24 protein-coding genes and 1 pseudogene are annotated in these 25,045 nt (G+C 32.6%); 1 reads left to right on the forward strand and 24 read right to left on the reverse strand.

Going from position 1 to position 25,045, the window contains the following annotated elements; all coding sequences use genetic code 11:
- Positions 1-151: 151 nt before the first annotated feature.
- The 8 genes from ACHAJD_RS07350 to ACHAJD_RS07385 form a co-directional block, all read right to left on the reverse strand.
- Positions 152-535 carry a hypothetical protein gene (locus ACHAJD_RS07350; RefSeq protein WP_435585215.1) on the reverse strand — a complete coding sequence of 128 codons (384 nt, stop codon included), beginning with the start codon at positions 533-535 and terminating at the stop codon, positions 152-154.
- Positions 536-615: 80 nt separating this feature from the next.
- Complete coding sequence (locus ACHAJD_RS07355) at positions 616-1,533, reverse strand: pseudouridine-5'-phosphate glycosidase (protein ID WP_435585237.1); 918 nt, start codon at positions 1,531-1,533, stop codon at positions 616-618.
- Between the two features lie 10 nt (positions 1,534-1,543).
- Positions 1,544-2,443 carry a carbohydrate kinase family protein gene (locus tag ACHAJD_RS07360; protein ID WP_435585216.1) on the reverse strand — a complete coding sequence of 300 codons (900 nt, stop codon included), beginning with the start codon at positions 2,441-2,443 and terminating at the stop codon, positions 1,544-1,546.
- Positions 2,440-2,997: an RNA 2',3'-cyclic phosphodiesterase gene (thpR, locus tag ACHAJD_RS07365; protein ID WP_435585217.1), complete on the reverse strand. Its 558-nt coding sequence runs from the start codon at positions 2,995-2,997 to the stop codon at positions 2,440-2,442. Before thpR ends, ACHAJD_RS07360 begins: the two co-directional genes overlap by 4 nt.
- Before the next feature lie 71 nt (positions 2,998-3,068).
- A complete protein-coding gene (locus ACHAJD_RS07370) occupies positions 3,069-4,067 on the reverse strand; it encodes an MFS transporter (RefSeq protein WP_435585218.1) in 999 nt (332 codons plus the stop codon).
- 9 nt (positions 4,068-4,076) lie between these two features.
- Positions 4,077-4,238, reverse strand: coding sequence for a hypothetical protein (locus ACHAJD_RS07375; RefSeq protein ID WP_435585219.1), 162 nt, complete (start codon positions 4,236-4,238; stop codon positions 4,077-4,079).
- Positions 4,239-4,348: 110 nt separating this feature from the next.
- Entirely contained in the window at positions 4,349-4,699 is a 351-nt protein-coding gene (locus tag ACHAJD_RS07380) for a DUF2085 domain-containing protein (RefSeq protein ID WP_435585220.1), read from the reverse strand.
- Positions 4,699-4,923 (reverse strand): hypothetical protein, encoded by a 225-nt coding sequence (locus ACHAJD_RS07385; protein WP_435585221.1) that lies wholly within the window; start codon positions 4,921-4,923, stop codon positions 4,699-4,701. Before ACHAJD_RS07385 ends, ACHAJD_RS07380 begins: the two co-directional genes overlap by 1 nt.
- 216 nt (positions 4,924-5,139) lie before the next feature.
- On the opposite strand from ACHAJD_RS07385, the gene ACHAJD_RS07390 reads away from it, so the two are divergent.
- Complete coding sequence (locus ACHAJD_RS07390; RefSeq protein WP_435585222.1) at positions 5,140-5,814, forward strand: DUF6062 family protein; 675 nt, start codon at positions 5,140-5,142, stop codon at positions 5,812-5,814.
- 55 nt (positions 5,815-5,869) lie between these two features.
- Here the strand turns inward: ACHAJD_RS07390 and ACHAJD_RS07395 are convergent, their stop codons facing one another.
- From ACHAJD_RS07395 to ACHAJD_RS07470, 16 genes and pseudogenes are all read right to left on the reverse strand, one after another.
- Complete coding sequence (locus ACHAJD_RS07395; protein ID WP_435585223.1) at positions 5,870-7,720, reverse strand: glycerophosphodiester phosphodiesterase family protein; 1,851 nt, start codon at positions 7,718-7,720, stop codon at positions 5,870-5,872.
- A 123-nt stretch (positions 7,721-7,843) separates the two neighbouring features.
- Positions 7,844-8,206 (reverse strand): DUF3899 domain-containing protein, encoded by a 363-nt coding sequence (locus ACHAJD_RS07400; protein ID WP_435585224.1) that lies wholly within the window; start codon positions 8,204-8,206, stop codon positions 7,844-7,846.
- The gene (locus ACHAJD_RS07405) at positions 8,206-9,174 is read right to left on the reverse strand and encodes an ATP-binding cassette domain-containing protein (RefSeq protein WP_435585238.1); all 969 of its coding nucleotides are present in this window, start codon (positions 9,172-9,174) and stop codon (positions 8,206-8,208) included. Before ACHAJD_RS07405 ends, ACHAJD_RS07400 begins: the two co-directional genes overlap by 1 nt.
- Before the next feature lie 48 nt (positions 9,175-9,222).
- Positions 9,223-9,501: pseudogene (locus ACHAJD_RS07410) on the reverse strand (ATP-binding cassette domain-containing protein); the annotation flags it as partial.
- Entirely contained in the window at positions 9,501-10,952 is a 1,452-nt protein-coding gene (locus tag ACHAJD_RS07415) for an ABC transporter ATP-binding protein (protein WP_435585225.1), read from the reverse strand. The gene ACHAJD_RS07415 and the pseudogene ACHAJD_RS07410, both read right to left, overlap by 1 nt.
- Before the next feature lie 2 nt (positions 10,953-10,954).
- A complete protein-coding gene (locus ACHAJD_RS07420) occupies positions 10,955-12,835 on the reverse strand; it encodes an ABC transporter permease (protein ID WP_435585226.1) in 1,881 nt (626 codons plus the stop codon).
- Entirely contained in the window at positions 12,835-13,905 is a 1,071-nt protein-coding gene (locus ACHAJD_RS07425) for an ABC transporter permease (protein WP_435585227.1), read from the reverse strand. Before ACHAJD_RS07425 ends, ACHAJD_RS07420 begins: the two co-directional genes overlap by 1 nt.
- 592 nt (positions 13,906-14,497) lie before the next feature.
- Positions 14,498-16,825, reverse strand: a complete 2,328-nt coding sequence (locus tag ACHAJD_RS07430) for an ABC transporter substrate-binding protein (RefSeq protein WP_435585228.1) — start codon at positions 16,823-16,825, stop codon at positions 14,498-14,500.
- 536 nt (positions 16,826-17,361) lie between these two features.
- A complete protein-coding gene (locus ACHAJD_RS07435; RefSeq protein WP_435585229.1) occupies positions 17,362-17,649 on the reverse strand; it encodes a hypothetical protein in 288 nt (95 codons plus the stop codon).
- A gap of 114 nt (positions 17,650-17,763) precedes the next feature.
- The gene (locus tag ACHAJD_RS07440; RefSeq protein WP_435585230.1) at positions 17,764-18,066 is read right to left on the reverse strand and encodes a hypothetical protein; all 303 of its coding nucleotides are present in this window, start codon (positions 18,064-18,066) and stop codon (positions 17,764-17,766) included.
- Positions 18,067-18,124: 58 nt separating this feature from the next.
- Positions 18,125-19,507 carry an MATE family efflux transporter gene (locus ACHAJD_RS07445; protein ID WP_435585231.1) on the reverse strand — a complete coding sequence of 461 codons (1,383 nt, stop codon included), beginning with the start codon at positions 19,505-19,507 and terminating at the stop codon, positions 18,125-18,127.
- A gap of 89 nt (positions 19,508-19,596) precedes the next feature.
- On the reverse strand, positions 19,597-20,397 hold the full coding sequence (locus ACHAJD_RS07450; RefSeq protein WP_435585232.1) for a class I SAM-dependent methyltransferase: 801 nt from the start codon (positions 20,395-20,397) through the stop codon (positions 19,597-19,599).
- Between the two features lie 35 nt (positions 20,398-20,432).
- Positions 20,433-21,239 carry a peptidylprolyl isomerase gene (locus ACHAJD_RS07455; protein ID WP_435585233.1) on the reverse strand — a complete coding sequence of 269 codons (807 nt, stop codon included), beginning with the start codon at positions 21,237-21,239 and terminating at the stop codon, positions 20,433-20,435.
- A gap of 10 nt (positions 21,240-21,249) precedes the next feature.
- Positions 21,250-21,990 carry a SagB/ThcOx family dehydrogenase gene (locus tag ACHAJD_RS07460; protein ID WP_435585234.1) on the reverse strand — a complete coding sequence of 247 codons (741 nt, stop codon included), beginning with the start codon at positions 21,988-21,990 and terminating at the stop codon, positions 21,250-21,252.
- A gap of 65 nt (positions 21,991-22,055) precedes the next feature.
- Positions 22,056-23,600, reverse strand: a complete 1,545-nt coding sequence (locus ACHAJD_RS07465; protein WP_435585235.1) for an ABC-F family ATP-binding cassette domain-containing protein — start codon at positions 23,598-23,600, stop codon at positions 22,056-22,058.
- Between the two features lie 91 nt (positions 23,601-23,691).
- Positions 23,692-24,972, reverse strand: a complete 1,281-nt coding sequence (locus tag ACHAJD_RS07470; RefSeq protein WP_435585236.1) for an L-cysteine desulfidase family protein — start codon at positions 24,970-24,972, stop codon at positions 23,692-23,694.
- Positions 24,973-25,045 lie beyond the last annotated feature (73 nt).

The following is a 25,045-nucleotide window of genomic DNA, read 5'->3' on the forward strand; positions in this document are numbered from 1 at the left end:
TTATAAATGGGAACTCATAAAAACAGTTATACAATGATTCACTAAAAATACACATTTTATACACATTTTAAAAATAGTGATTATCCGCTTTAAATAACAAAATAACACCTCTTTTTGTCTAAGAAAAATTCACAATTTTTATGAGCGTTATTTATAAAAATGCCGATAAAATACCAACCAAAATAAGAATTATAATGAAAAATATTCCAATTAAAGATAACGATAGTGCTAATAAATTTAACGTGTAAATTAATCTTCCACGACTAGACTTATCTTTAATCTTTTTTGAGAATATAAATGCGATTAATGTAAATAAAAATGTTAATAAGCTGAACGGAACTCTTACCATTGCAATCATCGATAAAACTAACAAAATAGTACTAACCAACAAAAAAAGTGTGTATGGATTTTCTTCTAAAATAATTTGTTGATTATCTGTTTCAATACTTTCGTCTTTAATTAACTTATTACCACATTTATAACAGTATTCATCACTAGAACTTAATCTGTATTCTTTACAATTTTCACAGTACATTTATGAACACTCCTTTATGTAAAAAAGGGATTCTTATTCAAATCTAGTAAATAAGAACTACTTCCCTTTATTAATAACCTTTAATTTTGTTTATTGCTTATTATTTTTGAATATTCAATTGCAATTTGTGCTGCTAGTTTAGCATTACTAAGAACAAGTTCAATGTTCGATTCTAAACTTTTACCTTCTGTGATTTCTTTAACTTTTGATAATAAATAGGGGGTTGATTCTTTACCTTTTATGCCTTTTTCTACCGCCTCATTTAATGCACTTTCTATGGCATCTGAAATATAGGTATGATCCATACTATAGCGTTCTGGTATTGGGTTTGTGATGACTACACCACCTGTTAAACCTAATTGCCACTTTGTTTTTAAAAGTGACGCAATATCTTTAGGTGTTTGCATGTTGTAATCTACTTTAAATACACTTTTTCTTGAGTAAAAAGCTGGCAGTTCTTCAGTTTGATAGCCAATGACCTCAACACCCTTGGTTTCAAGATATTCTAATGTTAGACCTAAATCTAGTATTGACTTAATTCCAGCACAAATTACAGCAACATTTATCGATGACAACTCTTCTAAATCTCTAGAAATATCAAATGAAGTTTCTGCCCCTTTGTGAACACCACCAATGCCACCTGTAGCAAAAATATTAATTCCAGCCAAAGCAGCAATTAGCATTGTTGCAGAAACAGTTGTTGCGCCATGTTTTTTTTGTGAAACAACGTAAGCTAAGTCTCTTTTACTCGTTTTAATAACCTCTTTACTTTGTGCTAATATTTCAATTTCTTTTCTATCAAGTCCTACATGAATTACACCATTTAAAATAGCAATAGTCGCAGGAACTGCACCTTCTTTACGTATTACACTTTCTACATTTAAAGCCATTTCAATATTATCTGGATAAGGCATGCCATGTGAAATAATGGTAGATTCTAATGCTACGACTGGTTGATTATTTTTAATCGCATTTCTTACTTCATCTTTAATATTCATTGCATTCATTTTAATTAATCTCCTTTAAAATTCTCGCTAATGCTTTACTGCTAATATGTTTTGAAACTGTATTTTGATCGATTAAGTTTAAATGTGCCATTCCAGTACCAACTTTTAAGGGTTCTAAATTATGAATTAGCGCATAAATTATTCCTGCAAAAAATGCATCACCTGCTCCTGTTGCGTTAATAACATTTGTTTTAATACTTTCTTCATATATTAAGATGTTATCCTTATACAATACTGACCCTGCTTCACCTAAAGTGATAATCGTATCTTTTACGCCTTTTGAATCAAAATATTTAGCAATTTCATTTATATCTTCTCTTGAATTATATGAAGTATTTGATAAATAACACGCTTCATAAATATTCATCTTTAACCCTTTAATTCTATCAAAATATGGTCTTAGCTTCTCTGCTTTTTTTGTTGAAATTGCATCAACATAAATGGGTTGCTTAAAGGTTGAAAAAATATAATTTAAAATAGAATCAGATAGATTTGTGTCTAAGACGATAATATCTGATTTCAATATATGGTTTTTGTATTGCTCCAAGTCTTTATAAGTTAACATTTCAAAAATACTCATCCCTGATATACCAATGTATAAATCATTATTTTTATCCATAATTGCTAGATATTTTGAAGTTTCTTTAACTTCAATTGGCAACACTTTAATCCCGGTTTTAATCGCAAAATTATAAATTTCATTTCCTGCAAAATCTTTGGCAAGTGGTGTTATTAAAGTAACATCAACATCAAGTAAAGCTAGATTTTCTGCGATATTTCTAGCGACACCACCATGGCTAACTTTTATGGATCCAGGATTCGAATCATATAAAACCAGTTGTTCAACAGGTTGAGCAATTAAATCCAGGTTAGACCCTCCAATTACGATAACACTTTTCATAGTTCATCTCCATTCACTAATTCGCATTCATATAGTGGTGTGTATGTAAGTAATCCATTTACTCGGTGGCTTTCAAAGATAGTTATTTTATTAACATTGATTGGTTCTTTATAAACCGGCAAACGTTTACTGGTATTAAGATGATTATTTAAAACAACTTCTCTTGCAATAGTAACATGTGGATTGTATTTTCTTTGATCTGCTTTAAACTCTTCAAAAACTAAAGCTTGTTCAACTTTGTTATATAGTTTTTGCAATGCTTTTTTACCCTCTGTCACATCTATCCAAAATAGTTGCTTTCCACGAATATTGTATGAACCTAAATCACCAATTTTAATGTTAAATGCCTTATATGTTTTACTTATACTATTTACTATTTGATAAAGCGAATCTAACTCGTGATGGGTGATTAATCCAATATACTTTAAAGTTATGTGAAAATTGTCATAATGGGTAAATTTTGCTTGATAAAAAGTCGTTTTAAGATATTCTTGTGTTTCTAATAAGTATTTTTTTACTGATTCATCAAACCCAATCCCTATAAATACTCTCATGATTATCACCTAGTATTATTGTAATATTAAATGGAAACTACTTCAAGTAAAGACAAAATAAAACGAAGTGTTTAAACGCTTCGTTTTTTACTTATTGATAAATAGATTAAATAATCTACTATAAAAGTAGTAACTAAAATAAATATAATGCTTAAATATAAAAGTGTTGTATTGTTAAATCGATCAATAATCATTCCGCTAAGTAAAACACCAATTATGGCCCCAAATCCATATGCCGTAAACATTAAACCGTAGTTTTTAGAATAATTTTTTAAGCCATAAAACTCTTTAATCGCTGCTGGTGCTATCGCTAACCAAGCACCCAAATTAAACCAAAACAGACTAAATGATATCGCATATAATGTTAAGAACCTTCCTTGATTTACACTTGAGATTATCGCTGCAATAACTATTAGAAGTATAGATAATCTAGCAGTATAGTCAAACCCTTTCTTATCCATTAATTGCCCAAATATAGGTCTTGCAACTCCATTACAAATAGCAAACAAAGACACGAGTATGGCTATATGATTGCGATTAAAATTATAATTTGCTACACCGATTCGGTAAGAAAGTCCTATCATCATTAAACCAATAGTTGTTGCAATTAAAAACATTGCATAAATACCAACAAACCTTTTTCTTGAAAGGCCTTTATCTATGTGTTGTTGTGAATTAGTACTATAAGCTGATGTTTTAAGAAACATACTTAATGGTACTAATACGATAAAAGAAACAATTGAAAAGAAGAAAAATGTTTGTTTTAACCCAATTGAAGTCAATAACCCATTTGCAAGTGGTGCAGTGATTAATGGAGACATTCCAAAACCAAGTAATACTAGTCCTGTATACAGTCCACTTCTATTTGAAAACTCCTTTTGTATAATAAAAACTGGAATACCATAAAGCATCCCTACCCCAATTCCGCTTAGGACTCCATAACTAAATGTCAGTTGAGTTAATGTTGTTGAAAAACTCGCAAATAGCCAAGCGAATGATATTAGTAAAGCACCGCTCAAAGCAAATAATCGCATATTTTTAGGTGATAGTATTCTACCTGTAACCATCATAGAGATGGCTTAAAAAAACAATGCACTCATGTATGGAATCCCACTTTGAGTTGCATTTAAATTAAAATCATTTTCGACAGATACTCTAAATACACTCCAAGAATATACTGTTCCCATCACAATCATAATTAATATGCTAACGCTAATAATTTTATATGCTTTATTGTTCATAAAGTTCCTCGAAAGATTTTATTTTGAATATCAAAGTATTTATTCAAGTATATCAAAAATAGAATTATTTTACAATAAAAAAAACGTGTATACCTTTTGTGGAATACACGTTAAGTTGATGTTAAATTAAACCCTAATTGATATCCAAAGATTAAAACGTTTACAATGACTGTTAATAATCCAACGCCTCCCAATATTCCAGTAAAAAGGCGTGTCATATTATGACTCTCATACTGCGTTTTAGCTTGTATAAGGCCGTCGACAATCATTGGCATAAGTAATAAAAACCCTATAAAAAAACTCGGTTTAATCCATAAAAACAATGGGGTAAACATCAGAAATCCAATTAATTCTCCTGTACATCTTGCGCAAATAGGTAAAGCTTTCCCCTTACACTTAAATGAGCGTTCAGGTTTTTGATGGCAACCAAATATTAATGGTAGCCATTGATTTCTTTGCATTAATATGCTGCACCTGCAAATGCGCCTAAAATTACCATAAAGATAAATAAGACTACACCAAGTATAACGTTAATTAAAGCCCCCATACCAGCATATTTCGCATCAGCTGGGCGTTCTTTGTTCCATACTAGAAAAAGTACTAGTCCAACAATTGGAATACAAAATCCTAAAATTGCAAAGCCAAAATTACCTTGATTTTGTGTAGGTTGATTTTCTGGGTTCATACATACCCTCCTTTCTTTTATAATAATAGTATAGCACAGTTATTTCGTGTTAAAAACAAATTATTTAAGTAAATATATAAATAGTGATTGTTTAATTTTGGACCGTAAATTCTACATAGCTGTTATCAAACTTAATGGCTTAAAACTCCTGTTAGAATATTTGACAGAATGGTTCTTTACTAGTACAATACATTAAGATAAGAAATGAGGTATACTATGACTACACACGCCCTTATGCATGATATATTACTACGATTTAATATGTTTGAATGTCCAATATGTGATTTATTAAAGTCTACTTCTGATCGTAGATTAAATCAGTTGTTATATGAACATGTTACAGATCCTGATTTTGTAACCAATTTTTTAAATGGAGATGGATTTTGTAAACATCATGCGAACGAAATGATGAAAAAAGGAGATCCTTTAGCACATGCTATTTTATATAGTCATTTACTAGATAAAAAACAACCTTTGTTTGCTGTGAATAAAATAAAACAGAAAAAAAATTCTTTACCTTCACCAACATGTTATATGTGTTCGCATGAATCTAGAAATGAAAAAAACTACGTTGAAGCCTTTGTTAAGTCTTATTCAAACAAAGCATTTAAAGATGCTTATACGGTAAACGGCATTTTATGTCTAACGCATTTTGATTTAGTCAAATCACATCCAAAAATGATTAAGTCATTCGAATATAATCAATTTGTTAATACAACTCAAGAGAAGTTCAATACCTTATATGGGGTACTCTCAGAAATAAAGAGAAAAAGTGATTACCGTTATAAAGATGAAAGTTGGACTACAAGAGAAAAAAAAGCATGGAAACAAGTTGTATATTTAACCAGTGATCAGTATGATTATTTAAGAAAAAAAACTATAATGAAATAAAAAAAATGTTCGTAACTTAAATCATACGAACATTTTTTAATTTTAAACTTATCTTTTACGCAATGGTACTAGGATTTCTTGAAAAAAACTCTCTTAATATTTCAGCAATAACCCCTCTTGTTGTCGCTGAATAGGCTATTTCTCGTGCAACGAGTGGCCGGTCTGTTATAATGCCATCAACTTCTAAATCAACTACTTGTTGTAAATGTGTTTCGCTATTTACTGTCCAGACGTAAATTCCTTTATTTCTAGCATGTAGTCTGTCTACAAAATCAGGATTATTAACAACAAGTGAACGTTCAAATCCGAAATTATCTACCTCAGGATAGCTAATTAATGCATTAAAATCACCATAAAATGTTGTGATTAATAATAGTGTTTCTATATTTTCATTTAATGCTTTTATTCTTCTTAATTGCAATCGGTTAAACGACATTAATACCACTTGGTTTTCAAGTCCATATAGTTCAATTAATTCAATTGTAGCTGCTTCAATTTCTGGGGTAGAGACTTTAAGCTCAACAAATAATATTGTTCGACCTTGTAAGAGTTCAAAGGTTTCTTCAAGTGTTGGAATGGTCTCTCCAGCAAATTCTTCTGAAAACCAACTGCCTGCATCAAAGGATTTAATTTCTTCTAATGTTAATTGATCAACACGTCGATTTTGTGAATCATTAGTTGTTCTACCAACGGTTGCATCGTGCATTATTATAGGGATGCCATCACTAGTCATTCTGACATCAAATTCTACAGCATCTGCCCCTTGTTCAATAGCTAAATCAAAAGCGCTTAATGTATTCTCTGGTGCATCCCATGAAGCGCCTCTATGCGCTATAATTTCGGCTCTATTAAATAGTCCAACTTGTCTTGATGGTTGCGCAAGAACTGTTAAAACACCTGAAATATTTAAGGCAAATATAATGATAATTGTTCCCCATACACCGCGTCTAAATAACTTATAGTTAAACGGTTTTTTGAGTGCACGTTCAGATTCAAAATTTCTTTTATATAGTCCTAAACGTTCTCGGTTTTCATAATACCATACACTGATTAAAGCGTAGTTGATTGGAATCAAAACAAGCGTTGCAATTAGCCCAATAATAAAATATACAGAGTAAAGAATCGTTAGTAAAAATCCTAATACATACTCTTGTCCTCTTGTAATAAACACTATTGCACCAATACTTAAGATAATTAACGTATAAATAAGATATAACGTTCCGTTTAGTATGATATTTAGTAGAACAAACTCCGCAAACATTTTTAGACGGTTCTTTTTTAACATCAATCTTGACTGTGAATACGCTTCTTTAAATGTTAATCGATCCACAGTATATAAATTTAGTGTAAAAATAGTCTCAATAAATAAAATAACTATCATTAGTATACTTACATAAAAACTAATAATAATTAGTGGATAATTAACCATTTGTTCAACCCAATAAGATGGTATAGAAATCGTTGAAGCAATCCCTACAATGTGAAATATTTCTACTAAAATGAAAAATAGAAAGGCTGGACCAATAATTAAAACATGATATCTTTTTAGTACACTTATACTTCTTCTAATTCCTAAAATAACAAAAGATTTAAACTGAATATCTTTTTCATGATACCCATAATCATATAATAAAGATAAAAAAATCATTTCGATGACAATATATATACTTAAAAAAATCATAAGAAATATTAAAATAATTATCGTAGTTGGTTTAAATAAGTACTCTAAAAATAATCGGTTCGTAATGTAAGAGTATCCTGATAACCTAATTGATAAATAAAATAACATTCTCGCGATAGGAAAAATGATTAATAGCCCAATCATTCTGTAAATCGTTTCAAATAAGAGTAATGTTTTAATGTTATACGTTAAACTTTTATACGTATTAATTAAAGTTTTTTTCATTGTAATCCCTCTTGTCATAACAACTATATAAGCTTATTATAACATATTTTATAGATATTTTAGGTGTAGTACTTAACAAAAAAAGCAAGCCTAGGCTTGCTTTTTTAAATAAATTTATGATCCCTATACACCGCGTAAAACAATTTGAGCAAATATATAGGCTATGATTAAGTATGTAATTCCTGCAATCATCATTTGAAATGCATAAGGTGTCATTTCTTCTCGTTCTTTGTCTTTCATGTAGTCATAATAACTTTTATATCTAAAATCATCGCGTTTCATAACTGATTTAAAGCTATAACTGACTATCATAAAAATTTTACCTGCATCAGTGACAATGATTAAGCTAATGAAGAACATCATTAAGCCTATAATAAATAAAGAATTAGACATACTCTCATGTGTAAAAGCATTCTCGAAGAATAAATATTGTGTTAAGAGTACTAACAGAATGCTAATTACAAAAGTAATCAGTAATCGTTTCACTATTTTATTACTTTCTTATACTCTTTAACTTCTGCTTGGTTAGCGTAAACGAAATGACCTGGTTTAATTTCATAAAGTTGTGGTTGGTCATGTTTATAATCATGCATTGCAGGATTATAAACGATGCGTTGACGGGTCTTCTCAAATCTAGGATCTGGAAGTGGTACAGCAGATAGTAATGAACGGGTATAAGGGTGTAATGGGTTTTTAAATAACTCGTCTTTAGGCGCTAGTTCAACTAGTTTACCGTAATACATTACCCCAATACGATCACTAAAGTACTTAACAACCGATAAATCATGGGCAATAAACATAATTGTAATCCCAAACTCTTCACGCAAATCATTTAATAAGTTGATTACTTGCGCTTGAATAGAGACATCAAGAGCACTAATTGGTTCATCTGCAATAATAAACTCTGGTGATACAGCTAACGCACGTGCAATACCAATACGTTGTCTTTGACCACCACTAAACTCATGTGGATAACGACTTGCATGTTCAGGCACAAGGCCTACGGTTTCAAGCATTTCGTTAACACGATTGTTAATCGCTTTTTTGTCTTTTTCACCTGAGATACGTAATCCCTCAGCGATGATTTCTTTTACAATCATACGAGGATTTAACGATGCAATTGGATCTTGGAAGATCATTTGCATTTTTTTCATGACTTCTTTGTCTTCGATTTTTGTATCTTTTTTTCTAGCTGCAAAATCTTCTTTAAGTGTCATGAGTTTTTCATTACGTTTTTCTAAGATAGCTTGAACTTCTGGGCTAGATTTATCAGGTTTAGGTACATCTTTTTTAAGTTCTTTAATTTTTATATCGTATTCTGAGCGAACAGCTTTGATTTTATCGCGTAATTCTCTTGTAACTGTAGGCGCAGAACCACCACGAACTAATGTTTCACCTTTTAAATCTGTTATAAGTTTGTCACGTTCTTCACGTAACGCTTTAATTTCTTTAATGTTTGGATTATTAAACTCTTCAATTTCTCTAGCAGCTTGGTTTTTAACTTCTTTTAAATCTTCTTTAATCGCTAAAGTACCGGCTGATATACGTTTTCCTAAGAAGAAAACTTCACCATCAGTTGGTTCATATAATTTAATGATGGTACGTCCAGTGGTTGTTTTTCCACATCCTGATTCACCAACTAAACTAAATACTTCACCTTTGTAAATATCAAAAGAAATATCATCTACTGCTTTTACAACTAATTTGTTTTTACCAAATCCACTTTTAAAATGCTGTTTTAAGTTTCTAACACTTAATACCGGCGTCTCATTTGCTTTCATTAGTTCTTCACCTCTTTCCCGTTAGTCGCTGCTGTCATTACATCAATACGATCTTGAATAATTTTAGGCATTTCGACTTTAGGTGCATCTTTATGAAGTAACCATGATGCTGCGAAGTGAGTATCAGTAACTTTAAAGAACGGTGGTTCTTCCTCGAAGTCGATTTTCATAGCATATTGACTACGTTCAGCAAATGCATCACCTTTTGGTGGGAACAACATATTAGGAGGTGTCCCTGGAATTGCAGTTAAACGATCCTTACTATTTAAATCTGGCATTGATGATAACAACGCCCATGTATAAGGATGTTTAGGACTATAGAAAATTTCTTCTACTAATCCGATTTCAACGATTTTACCAGCATACATAACCGCAACACGGTCCGACATGTTAGCAACAACACCGAGGTCATGTGTAATGAATATAACTGATAAGCTTCTTTCAGTTTTTAAACGTTTGATAAGCTCAAGAATTTGCGCTTGGATGGTAACATCTAAGGCCGTAGTTGGCTCATCACAAATTAATAAGTCTGGATTCAGCGTTAAAGCAATTGCGATAACGATACGTTGTCTCATTCCACCTGAAAATTGGAATGGATACTGCTTCAAGCGTTTTTCAGGTTCAGGAATCCCAACCTCTTTCATAACTTGAACTGCACGTTCTCTTGCTTCACGTTTAGTAACTTTTTTATATCTTTGTAAGCTTTCTCTTAAATCATCTAGTTCTTTTCTTAATTTTTCTTTATCTGCATCGGATGCATTAGCTAAGCGTTGTTTAACATCAGAAATTTCAGCCCCAACACGTTTCTTTTCATCAAGCCATTCTTGTCTAACTTGTTTTCTAGCAACTGGTGCTTGTTTCTTCATATCTTTTTTCGCTTTTGCAATACGAACATCTAACTCTTTAAGCGTTTGAACTAGTTTTTCTTTTAATGCTGGAACTTCTGCTTCTTTACCTGCTGCTTCTAATTGAACTTTATCATATTTAAAGTGATTTTTAGCTTCTTTTTTAGCAGCTTTAGCGTTTGCGAACTTCATACGTGATTCATGAATTAAATCCTTATAACGGTTTTTAAGTCTTTTACCGTTAATAAGCATCCCTTCAGTAATTTGTTTTCCAATTTTCATAATTGGATTTAAACTTGACATCGGGTCCTGGAAAATCATCCCGATTTTACCCCCACGAATTTTATGGAAGTTTTCCTCACTAATTTTAGTTAAATCTTGATTTTCATAGATGATGCTTCCTTTGTCAATAATAGCATTACCTGCTAAAATTCCCATTATAGCGCGACTAGATACAGATTTTCCTGATCCACTCTCACCAACGATTGCTAAAGTTTCTCCTTCAGCTAAATCGAAAGAAACACCACGTACTGCACGAACAAATCCTTGATTTGTACGGAATGATACCGTTAAATCCTTAACACTTAATTTTGGTGTGTTTTCCATGATTATTCAGACCCCCTTAGTGATGGATTGAATGCATCTCTAAGTGCGTTACCAAACATGTTAAAGGTAATCATTAAGATAGAGATAATTAATGCTGGGAAGAACGTTAAGTAAGGACGCGTAGTTAATGTAGCACGTCCATCAGCAAGTAAAACACCGATTGAAATACCAGATAATTGAATGAAGCCAAATAATCTAAAGCTTTGACCATGTCCAATACCGTATCCTAAATATGAAATCGTTGATTCTGCAAAGATAACACCAGGAATCATTAAGATACTTGCTGTAATAATTGTCCCAATCCCATTTGGTAAGATGTGACGGAAGATAATACGTGAATCCTTAGCACCTAATGTTCTTGATGCTAATACATATTCTCTACCTTTATAACGATAGAACTGTGTACGTGTGGTCCCAGCAACACCGAGCCATCCTGTAACAGTCATTAAAACGATTAAGGTGAGTACCCCTGGTCCCATGATAATTACGAATAGTGCTAGCCAGACTAAGAACGGAATACGTCCTACAATTTCTCCGAAACGTTCCATTAGTAAGTCAACCATACCACCATAATATCCTTCAATTGAACCATAAACGATACCAATAGAGATATTAATCATTGCTACAACTAAACCAATTAATAGTGAAGTTCTAAGTCCTAGCCAAACCATCGCAAAATAATCGCGACCCCCTGGGTTAGTACCAAAGAAGAAATAAGGAATTTCATCATATCCAGCATAAGCTAAATAATCAATAACAACATGATAAGAATAGAAGAAATTACCATCTGGTCCTTGTAGTTCTTCTGATTTAGATATTACTTGTTTAATTGGACAACCTTCTTCAAAAGTCCAACCATCCCCAATATATTCATCGATGACACAAAGATCTCCATATTCACCGATTAAACGATAATAATCTTCAGAAGAGAATGCTTCATCGATAAATTCACCAAATGCTGCTCCATAAGAATCAAAATTAAAAGTTGCCATTAGAATTTCTCCACGGCTTCTACCAACAGATCCAGCATTTGTATCTTCTAATTGGAAGCGCGCTAAATCGAAGCCACTTGCTTGATAGACAGGCTCTTCATTACCATCATTAAATACTTTTACACTGTTAAGCGATACAACATTTCCTGAACCTGCATTCGCAGTCAGTTCTAATGAAATTCTTGATAATAAGAAACTGCTTAACTCTGAATCAAAAACATTAAATTCATGTACACCAGCTTCAGTAATGGTTCCGATAATTACCGGATCACCACTTGAAGGGGTTAAAATAACATTTAATTCCGGATTGCTTCCGTTAATTGAAAATACATCAACAACAATTTTTGGGTTATTCCCTGGTGAGAAACTCACACTTGTTCTTGAATTCATTTGAACTGAACTAGCAAGCCTTGCAATGGTTAATCGAACTTGCCCACCAACACAGTTTTCAACGACGTTAGTACAAAAAACTGAATAATTATCTAACGTGCTCATTTTAATATAATCAGGATTAAACCCAACAGGTAATCCTAAGCCAGTCTCAGGATCAATCGTTGATAAATCGACAGGCTGATCACTATAAACACGTGTTCCATCAGCTATACCAAAACGTTCTAAAATTGGAACTCTTGGCGGTAAATATTGTAACTGAACATCAATACGTGTGTAGTTTTTACTTGTTAACATTGGTACAAATATTGATAATAAAATTAAAGTTACTAAGATAAAAGTCGCGATTAAATTCGTTCTATTTTTACTGAATCGAATAAAGGCATCTTGAAAATAACCAATAGGTTTGGTTTCAAGGCGTTTATCATAAATTTTTTCATCACGTTGAACAAATTCGAACTTATCTTTAGTGATATGATCTACTTTTCTATCTTTTTCCATTATTTTCTTGCCCCCATTCTGATTCTAGGGTCAACAAGACCATACGTTAAGTCTACAAGTAATACTGCAAATAAACTTATGAACGTATAAAACGCTGATAACGCTAAAATTAAATTATAGTCGAAGTTATTTGGCGTTAAGGCTTGCAGATATACTCGACCCATTCCTGGAATTGCATAAATTCTTTCAATAATAACAGATCCACTGAGTAGTGATACGAATGAGAAAATAATCGTTGGTACTAATGGAACCATTGAGTTTCTCATTGCATGTCTAATTACTGCTTGTGAACGCGTTAGCCCTTTAGTTCTTGCAAGTAATAAGAATTCTGATGTTAATACCTCAGTTAATTCCGCACGCGTTAAACGAGTTAAGCCTGCGATTGCGCCAAGTGAAATCCCTGCAACAGGTAAAATTAATGCATAATACTGTACAGCGCCCCTGACATCCGCGGACGGATAGGTGGCTGGAATCCAACTTACATTAAACGCAATTAACATAACTAAGAATAACATTACAACGAAACTTGGAACGGATATAAATATCATGACACCAAGTGATATAATATTATCTGTTAATTTATTTTTTCTTAAAGCCGCTAAAATTCCTAAAAAGAATCCAACAGGCATGAACACTAATAAGGCTAAAAAGTTAATTCTCATCGTAATTGGCAAACGTTGTTCGATAATTCTAAAAACGTCAACATTAACTGCAATACGAGTAGATTTACCCCAATCCCATCTTAGTAAAATATTTCTTGCCCAAATTCCATACTGGGTAATAATCGGAACAGGTACATAAACTCTGTAAACATCACCATCTGAACGATAGTAACACCCACTACATCTTTGGTACTCGTCGTTTCTTATCTGTTGTACAATGTCTGGGTCACTAATTATTTCGACCGTATAATATCCTTTAGATGCCAAATCTGCATAGTAAGAGTTTCTAGCATCGACCTCATTAGGTGGGTATTCAGGAACTAATTGAATCGTAATAAATAAGAGAGATAAGAATGTGACCAATACAACAAAAATCCATATTGTTCTTACAATAATATATCTCAGCATATTTCAGTCCTTCTTTCTTCTAAAAATTTTTGTAACTCATTTATAAAATAATAAATTCTTTATAGGTTAGCTCACACTATACTTGTTTGTAAACACTACTCGTATTCTGTGTGAATAACATAATGCACTAATCGTGATGTGTTGTAAAGTCTTTTTCAATTTAAAACAATTGATGGATTAAACTTAGTGAAAGCATACATATTTTGTGTTGTTGTTAATGAACCAAGGCTTACATTAGATTTGATTCATCAAATGTTTTAACAAAACACATGGAAAGCACTACATTTGTGTTATAAAAAACTTTAACAATTGCAAGTAGGATCTACAATTATTAACAGCGTACAGCACCAACATAGAATTTGTGTATTCATAGTTAAAAATCTGAAAATACTCGAAAATAAGATGTGCGAAAATAAGTTCCATTAATGAACTTATGTTTTTTTTTATAGTTTACTGTAATTTAATACAAACAACAAGCAAACCATCCAGCATTTGCAAAGATGGTTTGCATGTTTATTAAAACATAATTGCTGTTTGCTTATCTAATAATTGCTATTTCGAATTGAATAAACAATTCATCAATTATCAAAGATTATTCGACTAATTTTCCGTCAACAACTGTTGTTGGACCAACAAGTGCTTGAGCTAATGCATCGAATGACCATAATTCAGTAACTACATCACCATCTAAGTTAGTATAAGTAACTGGGATGTCAGGAGTATTCGAATCGAATCCGAAGTTTAAAGTGAATCCTGAACGGTTGTCAGTCATGAATACGTCTAAGAAGCTAGCTGCATCAAGTGTTGAACCACTGATTCCACCAGTACCTGTATCGAAGTTACCAGGAATGATGTAGTCAAAGTAGTTATTAGGGAATGGTGCAGGAGTAATGTTAAATGTTACAACAACATTATGAGTAGTACTATTGAATAATTGCTCATAAGTATCTACTAAGTAATCAGCCATTAATGCTTGAGCTGTAGATCCTGCTTGGATAACCATACCGATTTCAATAATCGTAGGGTTAGTAACAGTACCAGGTTGGTAAGTACCATTAGCAACTAATCTGTTAATTGCATCATTGAAGTATGCTCTCGCTAAGTCTGGGTTATATCCTTGAGTTGAAATAGATAATCCAGGGTTAACGATTGAAGATTGAGTAGTATTACGGAATGCAGTACCTTCAGCTGCGTCTACAACGTAAGCAGAGCTGAAAATAAATGGCATTGGTTCTGCAGTTTTCATGATATCTCTAGCTAATACTGTACGGTTTACACCGAAGTATAATGCGCGTTTGAATGCTGCATCAGCAAGAAGTGGTTCTGGTACGAAAGGACTGTCTTCAAAGTGCGCTCTTTGGTTTTCAACTGTTCCAAGACCGTTAATGTTTAAACGGAATGCAGTAGCACCAGGTACACGAACTAAACGAGGGTCATTTCTGTAATCTTCATAACTTACAGTAGGAACACCAGTACCGTCTAATAATCCGTTTAAGAACATTTCGAATATAACTTCAGCCTCAGCATGAACTTCAAATGTTCTACCTGTATAGAAGTATAAGTCTTCGTCATGGAAGTTAGGGTTTTCTAACATACGTACGATACTATCTGATTGATAGAATGATACATAGTAAGGTCCTGTATAGAAAATTGTAAATTCATCAGTACCATAAGTAGTTGTATGTGCACCTTCACCATCGATTGTAGTTAAAGCATCATATAAATCGATGTTAATTGGGCTCATAACAAATGATGATAACCAATAAATAACGTTCCACTCAGACATGTTGTTAACGAATGTGAACTCAACTGTATAGTCGTCATGAACTTTAATTCCAACGTCTTCCCAGTCTAATTCTCCATCAACAAATCCACGAGCACCAACGATACGTTGACTAGCAGTTAAGAAGTCTCCACCACCAGCAACAGCACGAGGCCATTCTTGTTCCATAGCTAATTTGTAAGTGTTTACAAAGTCATTTGCATCAATTGTTAAATCCCAACCACTAAAGTCAAGTTCTAATTCAGTTGCTGCATTTGGATGAGGGAAGAATGCAAGATCTTCTCTTAATGGAATACGCCATACTTTAGCAACCTCAATACCTGTATCTAGTGTTTCTGCATCAACTGGAACTGGCATAGCTTCTGCCATTGATGGAACGATTTGATATCCATCTTTAGTTGCGTTGAATACGAAACGGTAAGGAGAATCTAAGAATAGACCCATTAAGTCTGAAGTTACAGACCCTTGATAAATCCATTGGTTAAATGTTTCTGGATTACTTCCGATAGTTCCACGGTAAGTATACTCACCAGCGTTACCTAGTTGGTTGTTATCCATAATTACAGTAGAGTCATCTTCAGTCATAGTACCATATGCAACTCCGTATCCCATAACAGGAACGAATTCGTCAACTGGTAACTGAACACGATCACTATACATTGCGAATGTTGAGTTAGCGAATAGTGGAACCCCACCATTTACTGTAGTTAATAACCATCTCTCAGCATAAGCGAATAGTGTGTTTCTAAGCTCTGGAGTAGCAAATTTAAAGTCCGCAGATTGGTCTGGGTAATTTGCAAATAGATATCTAACTGTAACTACACGAGTAACTGTAGTTGACATATCCTCAGAGTTAGTCGCTCTATAAGTAAGTGTATATGTACCTACTTGGTTTGTATTAACTGTACCAGTTACAGTAACAGTTAAAGAACCATCTTCAGTATCAGTAGCCGTAACACCAGCTAGTGGGTCAAAAGTTGCACCTACCTCAATTGTTACGTTACTTGCTCCTGAAATAACTGGAGCTGTTCTATCCGGATCCGGATCTGGATCTGGATCTGGGTCAACAGTTCTATTACATGCAGCAACAGTTAACGCCAGTAATCCTAAAGTTAATACTAATAAAAACTTTTTCAAAATTATATCTCCTCTCTTTTTTTGGGTTGATTAATAAATAATCATTTATATAAACTTCGTATAACCTCTATATTAAATAGAGTCTATATGAAAATTTATAACACCTCTAATAATTTTGAATTCTTTGTTTCTGTACACCATAATTTAAAAAGTAAATTTGGTTATAATACCCCATATTAATTTACTTTTAAGCAATTATATCATGTATGTATAGGTAAGTAAAGATTAAATAGGGGCTACTTTTTAAAAAAATATCACATAAGAAACGTACTCTTATTCTAACATAAACCGCTAAGCAGTGCATAATATATTTTAATTAAAGCCTTTTCATATGTGACTATTTTAGGTGCGATACATATGAAATTACTTTCATATATATAAAATTATACACTATTCTTATTAAAAAATGAATGCATTCTACATGTTTTATAATGCATTTTAGGTTTAATCTAATGCATATAATATGAAATCTTGCTGATTTTTTGATGGATAATAAAAAAACGCTATATATATAAGGATACTATAGCGTCTTAAAATTAGTCTTTTTCTTGATCGTTATTTTTCTTTTTTCTTATCTTGCTTGTACTTTCATGAATTTTATCTTTTGATTTTTCTATTGCCACTTTTGTTTTATCTTGAGCGGACTTTAATTTTTCTGATTCGTTAATTTTTGTTTTAGTTTCGTTGAGCTTATCAATGGTCTTTTGAACAATTTGACCAGTTTTAACGCCAATTTCATGTCCTTTTTCTTCAAACTTACGTTCTACATCTGTTCTAGTATCAACAACTTCTTCTTCGCTTTTTTTCTTTTTTTTAAACAACATATAAACCCTCCTAATAGTGTTTATTAATCTACCTTTATTTTACCAAGAACCTGTGAAATTTTTGTGGATATGTTATGTTAATTTTGTGATAAGTAAAAAAAGGGCCTATGCCCTTTATGTAATTCTAGGTATTATGCTTAAAACGTAAATGGTTATACTAATTGTTAATCCAAGTAAAGCCGCAATACCCGGCCATTTAGCGTCTTTTGGTTTATCTTTATGCCATAGAAAATAAAAAATGATTCCGATATGAGGAAGAAAGAGCGAGAAAAAAGTGACAATTGATAGAATGACCAAGCGTCTAGCGACTGGTACTTCTTCTTCTGGAATGTTTAAACTTTTTCTTTGATACATCGCGCCAAAAGAACTATGACGATCTTTATTATATTCGGATTGGTTGCTAGGTTCATGCTTCATAAAATTAGTCCTCCTTGCATTCACTACTATTATACACTAATCATTAAAAATGACAATTTTATTCGGGGTTCTTAATAATTTCTGCTGAAATTGCTAAATTTCTGAGCCATTTTTCCTTTTTGAATCTGGTTGTTGCAATAAAGGCTTTAGGAATATCTAGTCCTTGAATAATTAAAAACATCATGGTTACAGGAAGGGCTGTAAAATAGGCTAGTGTTAAAGCAATAGGTACCGCAATTATCCACATATATCCAGAATCCATTAACACAGTCGAAAAAGTATCTCCCCCTGATCTTAATACAAAATACATCGCAACATTATAGGAAAAAAATGGAATAAAGAACGCATTAACTCTTATATTAAACATTGCAATATTTTTAGTCGATTGATCAATTTGATAAAAGTCTAGCACGAAATAACTCAAAATAAACAAAATAGTCCCCGCAAATGTCGCAATCATGACCGCAAAAGCAATCAGTTTTTTGGCATTATCTTTTGCTTGTTCTAATTCGTTCGCACCAAGTGTGTTGCCAACTAATACAGCAACACCTGTTCCTACTGCACCAAAAGTTACAAACACTAACTGACTCACTGCATTTGTTATATACATCGCTGCTAAAGCGGTATCGCCTCTTTGAGCATAAGAAAATAAAAACGCCGTTTGACCAAGCGACCAAAACGCTTCATTGAGTGTTAACGGTAAAGCCATTGCAGTAATTCCTATTAATACCTTTTTTTCTATTCTAAATAGTCTTAAAAACTTAGTTTTAAATAGTGTTCCTCGTTTTAAGTAAAATATAAACGTTAGAATAAATTCAAGTATACGTGCAATTAATGTGGCTATTCCTGCCCCAAGAACTTCTAAACGCGGTAAGCCAAAATTCCCAAATATTAATCCATAATTTAAAATGGTATTTGTTAGTACGGCAATTATTGATATATACAGTAATGGTCTTGTAATTCCTATTTCTCTAAATGTTGTAGATATTGCAATAGATAGCGCAAGTGGAATAAGACTATACTTTGTAACTGCTAAATAGTTTAATCCGTTTGTAACGGTATCTTCGGTTTGAGTAAACAGCATAAATAACTGTCTACCAAATAGCGTAAATGTGATAATTGCTAGTAAAGAAACACCAAATCCTACAACTACTTTGAAACGGAAAGTTTCTCTTAACTTTTCAAAATCTTTTGACCCATAATACTGAGCAGAAAATATCCCAGCACCACCTAATACGCCAAACGTTATTAATATAAACACAAAATACAGTTGATTTACAACTGATACAGAGTTAATGGCAGATTCGTCTAAAGAACCTACCATAATATTATCGATAAGTTGTACAAGGGTTGTTATGAGTTGTTGAATAACTAAAGGCAACGTAATTGTGAATAGTCTTCTATAAAATTTACGATCACCGATATAACTACGTATCATCATGTAAATCACCGCCAATTTCTACCATAGCAATTATACACTTTATACATCATAAAATAAACCTTTTTTAAAGAAAAAGCAGCCTTGGCTGCTTATTTAATTTTTTGGGCTTTTAAAACATATGTAAGTGGCATGCCTTGTTTGTTTAAGTGTGTAAATATATTTCCTTGATCGATATCATTTTCTTCAAAATGTGTGATTATAAAGCCCGCGTTATAAAGACCATTTATAATTGAAGATAATGTATGAGAATAACTTGTAAAAACACTAGATTCATACGTTTTATTAGTCATATAGCCCATACCGGATGTTTCTATCCAAGGGGTGCTTTTAAAATAATCGAATGCAATATTTTTAGGATAATCCTTGTTATAGGCTTCATGACTTGTTTCTGCCATCATATTTCCAAAAGGATGCATGTCTTCGATGATTAATAATCCGCCGTTTTTTATGGTTTTACTAACGGTTTTAAATACTTCATTTAAATCTTCAAACCAACAAAGTGCACCCACAGTAAATAACCCTACATCAAACTGATTGATATGGGTGTCATCAAGCGCAAGTAAATCAGTTGCATAAAACGATGCATTCATCGTATTTAATGCAGCAATTTCATTGGCAAAATTCATCATATTTTCTGCGATATCAAATCCAATAACTTTTTTAAAGCCATAGCTTAGTGCCGCTAAAGTTTCTCTACCATTGTTACAGCAAAATTGCCCTAAGGTTTTACTATTTGTATTGATTTGAGAAAATAGTTCATCGATTGCTGGTGTAAATAGTTTTTTTGGATTCTTAACAATCGTTTCTAATAACGTTTTATCAAAGTTTTCACTTCGGTTATTAAAAGCTTCTTCCCAAGCAATTTTATTTTTAAGTCGATAATTTTCCATGCTGTTAACCTCTTTTATAATAGTTTTAATGTATATTATTGACAAACTGGGGCTTGATAGGTGACACCTTTAGTATCTACAGTCATATGTGAAACAATAATACTAGGTGAAGGTGTTTCCCCTTGCTTAGGTGCCGTTGCGATGTAATCAAGTACTGAAAACCCTGCAATTAATCCACCAAATGCGGCATAATTTCCATCTAACCCTGGTGTATTTTTATGCATGATAAAAAACTGAGTAGAGGCTGAGTTTGGTTGATTAGTTCTTGCCATTGATAATATGCCTCTAAAATGACCAAGTGGATTTACAAAGCCATTACTAGTAAATTCACCGAAGATATTACATGTACCTGCCTCACCCATACCACCTTGTATCATGAAATCTTCAATGACTCTATGAAATGGGATATCTATGTAATAATCGTTTTGAATATTATGAATAAAATTATTCACTGTATTTGGAGCGATATTAGGAAATAACTGTAACACCATAACGCCAACGTTTTTAACATAAATATGGACAACAGGATTCGTATCATCTAATTGATTACTATATGAAATATGATTTTCAGAAATCCATCTAGCATATAATGTTACATCTTCTTCAAATCTGTTTTTTTCTGTAACTGGGTCTGGTCCTAATTTTGTTAAATACCAACCTTCAAACAAAAACCCCTCACGCGTTGGGACTGGTAAATTAAAGCTATCATTAGATTTAATAACTAATGGGTCTAACTCTTCCCCACCATTCGTATCAAAGGTAAGATTGATTTTAGACCCTGAACAAGCGGCTAGAGTAAGTACTAATAATGTTAGTGTTACTGTAAATATAACTTTTTTCATAATATTCTCCTTAATTTTCTTCGTGTATTTTTTTACCAATTGCATTTAAATAGATCACAAATTTATTAATTCCATCAAGGTTTAATGCTTCATTCATTAAATCATCGTCATACGCTGCAATCGCAACAGTTCCCGCTTGCAAAGTCTCGGCAACTAAATAAATATTTTGAGAGACATGACCCGCATCTAAAAAGAGATATCTATACCCTCTTTCGCTATAGCGATAACTCATGCGGTAAGGATCAGCAACAAGAATAAATGTTACGGCAGAGTTTTTAATCATAACTTGATTTAGACTTGCCTTAGTTATCTTATCTACAAGTGTATTGTCTATGTTTTCAATAACTAGTTTATGGGTTAATGCACTATAACGATATACCCCTTTTTGAAGCCCTTTAACATTGTTTACTAAAATATACATATCAAACGCATGTCTTGCCCCTGCTGAAGGGACGGTTCTTCTTGTATTAGTTTTTAGCGTTTGTTTAATCCCTATACTCATATAAAGTAAATAACTAAGTTCATCCATCGTTAAACTATCATCAGAATATTTTCTTAAGCTTTGTCTATTAATGATTGCATCATGTAGTAGTGTTTCGGGTTTATCTAGTGTTGTAATCGGTGGTAAATCAATGGTTTCTTTGGTTACTGGTGTTTCTAGTTCTGGTTGAGGTTTTTCTAATGATTGATCACTTGGTGTTAAGTTTTTATATTTTGTAACTTCTAAAAACATATTCACTTCTTTTTTCATTTTGAATCCCTCCAATAGTTTAATTATAATGTAATTCCACATGTTTAACAACCATCTATGTTGGGTTAATCTGCTTCATAAAGTGTGATTTCGTAATCACATATTTCTTGATAGAACTCTTGTTCATGGGACACTAATATTAGTGTGCCTTCATATTTAGCTAATGCCTCTTTTAACGCTTCTTTTGCTTCTGCATCTAAATGATTTGTGGGCTCATCTAATATTAAAACATTTCCTTTTTTATGTCTTAACAAAGCAAGTCTTACTTTGGTTTGTTCTCCACCAGATAATGTATTGAGTTGACGTGAAGCCATCTCAAAATCTATTCCATGATTTCCTAATAATCCCATAACTTCTTTTTTAGTAAAATTCGGATAGTAATTGTGGACTACTTGAAACGGCGTTAAATGATCTTCAAATTTAGTGTCTTGTTCAAAATAGGCAATTTCAGCTGTATCTATCCAATCAAACTTTCCACTAATTGAGGGGATTTGACCTAAAACAGTCTTAATGAATGTCGATTTACCGATTCCATTTTTCCCTGTTATGGCAACTTTATCTTCTTTAATGATTGTAAAACTTAATGGATCTACAAGTGGAAATTGATACCCAATTTCTAAGTTATCAATAACTAAAACATCTCTACCTGTAGAACGTGCCATTGGAAATCCGAACTTGTATGTTCTGTTTTTCTTAGGTGGGGCTACTTTAACAATTTTTTGAAGTTGTTTACGTCTACTTTGAGCGCGCTTTGTTGTGCTTGCTCTAGTAATATTTTTTTGAATAAAATCTTCTGTTTTTGAAATAAACTTCTGTTGAGCAATGAAGGCTTTCTTTTGTTGTTCATAGCGTAACTCACGTTCTTTTAGATAATAATCGAAATTCCCTTTATACCTTGTGATTTGCTTACCTTCAAGTGCGAATACAGTCGTTGCAATCTCTCGTAAAAAGTCTTCTTGATGGGAAATTACAATGTACGATTTAGGGTAACCAATTAAAAACTTAGTTAACCATTCAATATGCTTTACATCTAGAAAGTTTGTAGGCTCATCTAAAAGTAAAATATCTGCTTCTTCTAATAATAGTTTAGCTAAAATAATTTTAGCACGCATCCCACCAGATAAATGTTTAATAGGGCTATCAAGTATTTCAATATTTAGTCCTAATCCACTTAATATTTTACTTACTTGTGATTTTATACCATAAAAATCCGCTTCAAGTAATTGCTCTTGTAAGGTAGAAGCACGATTAAGAATGCGTTCATGTTCACTTAGATTAGATGCATTTAAAGACGCATATAATGCTTCCATTAAACGTTCTTTTTCAAATAAATCATAAAACACTTCATATAAATAATCCTTTACAAACACTTCACCATTAATAACAGCATACTGATCTAGGTAACCAACTTTCTTATTTGGTAACCAAGCTATGCTACCGTCATCGGGTTTAATCAAACGATCAAGTAATTTTAATAATGTACTCTTACCTGTTCCATTTGGTCCCACTAAAACAGCGTGTTCACCTTCAAAAAGACGTAAACTCGCCTTTTCATATAATAATTCACTTCCGTAACTAAACGTAAGATTTTCAACATCTAATAAACTCATAACTTAAAACTCCTTATAACTATAATGCCTTTTTGATTATACACTATTTTATCGCAATAAAAAAGCCAATATAGGCTTATTTATATGTAACTTAGTCAGTTTCTGACATTATTTTTAAAATTTCTTTATCTGTATATTTCATCCCATCTTTTGCTAATCGGCTTACATTGCTTAAGGTTTGTTCTACCCCTTTAGCGATAATCCCATCTCCACCAAGAAATTCTTGTCCTTGCAAGTACATTTGATACCCCAAAATACCCGCATCTACCGATGTCGCTATTTTAGCGGCACAAGAAGGTTTTGCCCCATCACAGATCATACCTGAAATAATAGCTAAAGCATTGACAATGGTGTGTGCGATGGCTTCATACCCATCGCCATGTAAATAAGCAATCCCTGCACCACTTCCTGCACCTGAAAATACTGCACCACAATAAGCACTTAAGTTCCCTACTCCGGTTTTTTGGTGAACGGTTACTAAGTTTGAAACAATTAATGCACGATATAACTTTTCTTGTGGTACCTTAAGTTCTCTAGCATAAATAATAACAGGAATTGACGCAGTTAATCCTTGATTGCCACTTCCAGCAACGATGGTTACAGGAAATTTACTCCCACTCATCCTAGCATCCGATGCAGCCGCCGCAAGTGCTTTGGCACGTACCTTTATATCATTACCATAAACACTCAGTAGTACCTTTCCGATATTAGCACCATAATTTTCTTTAATGCCTTCCATAGCGATGGCCATGTTGTTTTCTATTTGTTGGTCTAAAAAAGGAATCAAATCATCAAGTTCAACGTGATCTGCAAATGCCACAATTTCTTTGATTGACAGCAGTTTTCTTTCTTGTTCTAATGGATCGTTATGCTCTGTATCTTTTTTACTAAATAAAACCAACCCGTTTTTTTCTATATGTACAAAGTTTGTATGATGATGCGCAATACGAACCTTCGCATAAGCATCATCATGAAAAGCTGTTATTTGTAAGTCAAATGGGAAAAAAGAATCTACGGTAAAAACTTCAATAAGACATGTATTTAAAAAGGCTTTAATTTCTTCAATTTTTGATTCAGAAACATCTGATAATACATCTAAATTTTTAACACAGTTTCCAGCAATGATTCCTGCTGCTATGGCTGATTTAATCCCTTTTAATTGATTGGTATTTGGTACAATAACACTTTTAGCGTTTTTAACGATGTTTTCACTTACTTCAACTTTTACTCTTTGAGGGATGATGCCTAAGGTTTCTTTAACCTTAGCTGCACCAAGTGCAATAGAAATAGGTTCAGTACACCCTGTAGCTGAAACCAATTCTTCTTTTAATATTTTTTTATACGCTTTATATCTAACTTCCTGTAAGTTCATAAGTACACCTCAGTTTCATCATGTACAATTATAACTAATTTGCAACAAAAATGAAAGCGCTTTTAGTGATATT

It is taken from the genome of Liberiplasma polymorphum (genome assembly GCF_043951795.1).
Lineage (GTDB): Bacteria > Bacillota_I > Bacilli_A > Izemoplasmatales > Izemoplasmataceae > Liberiplasma > Liberiplasma polymorphum.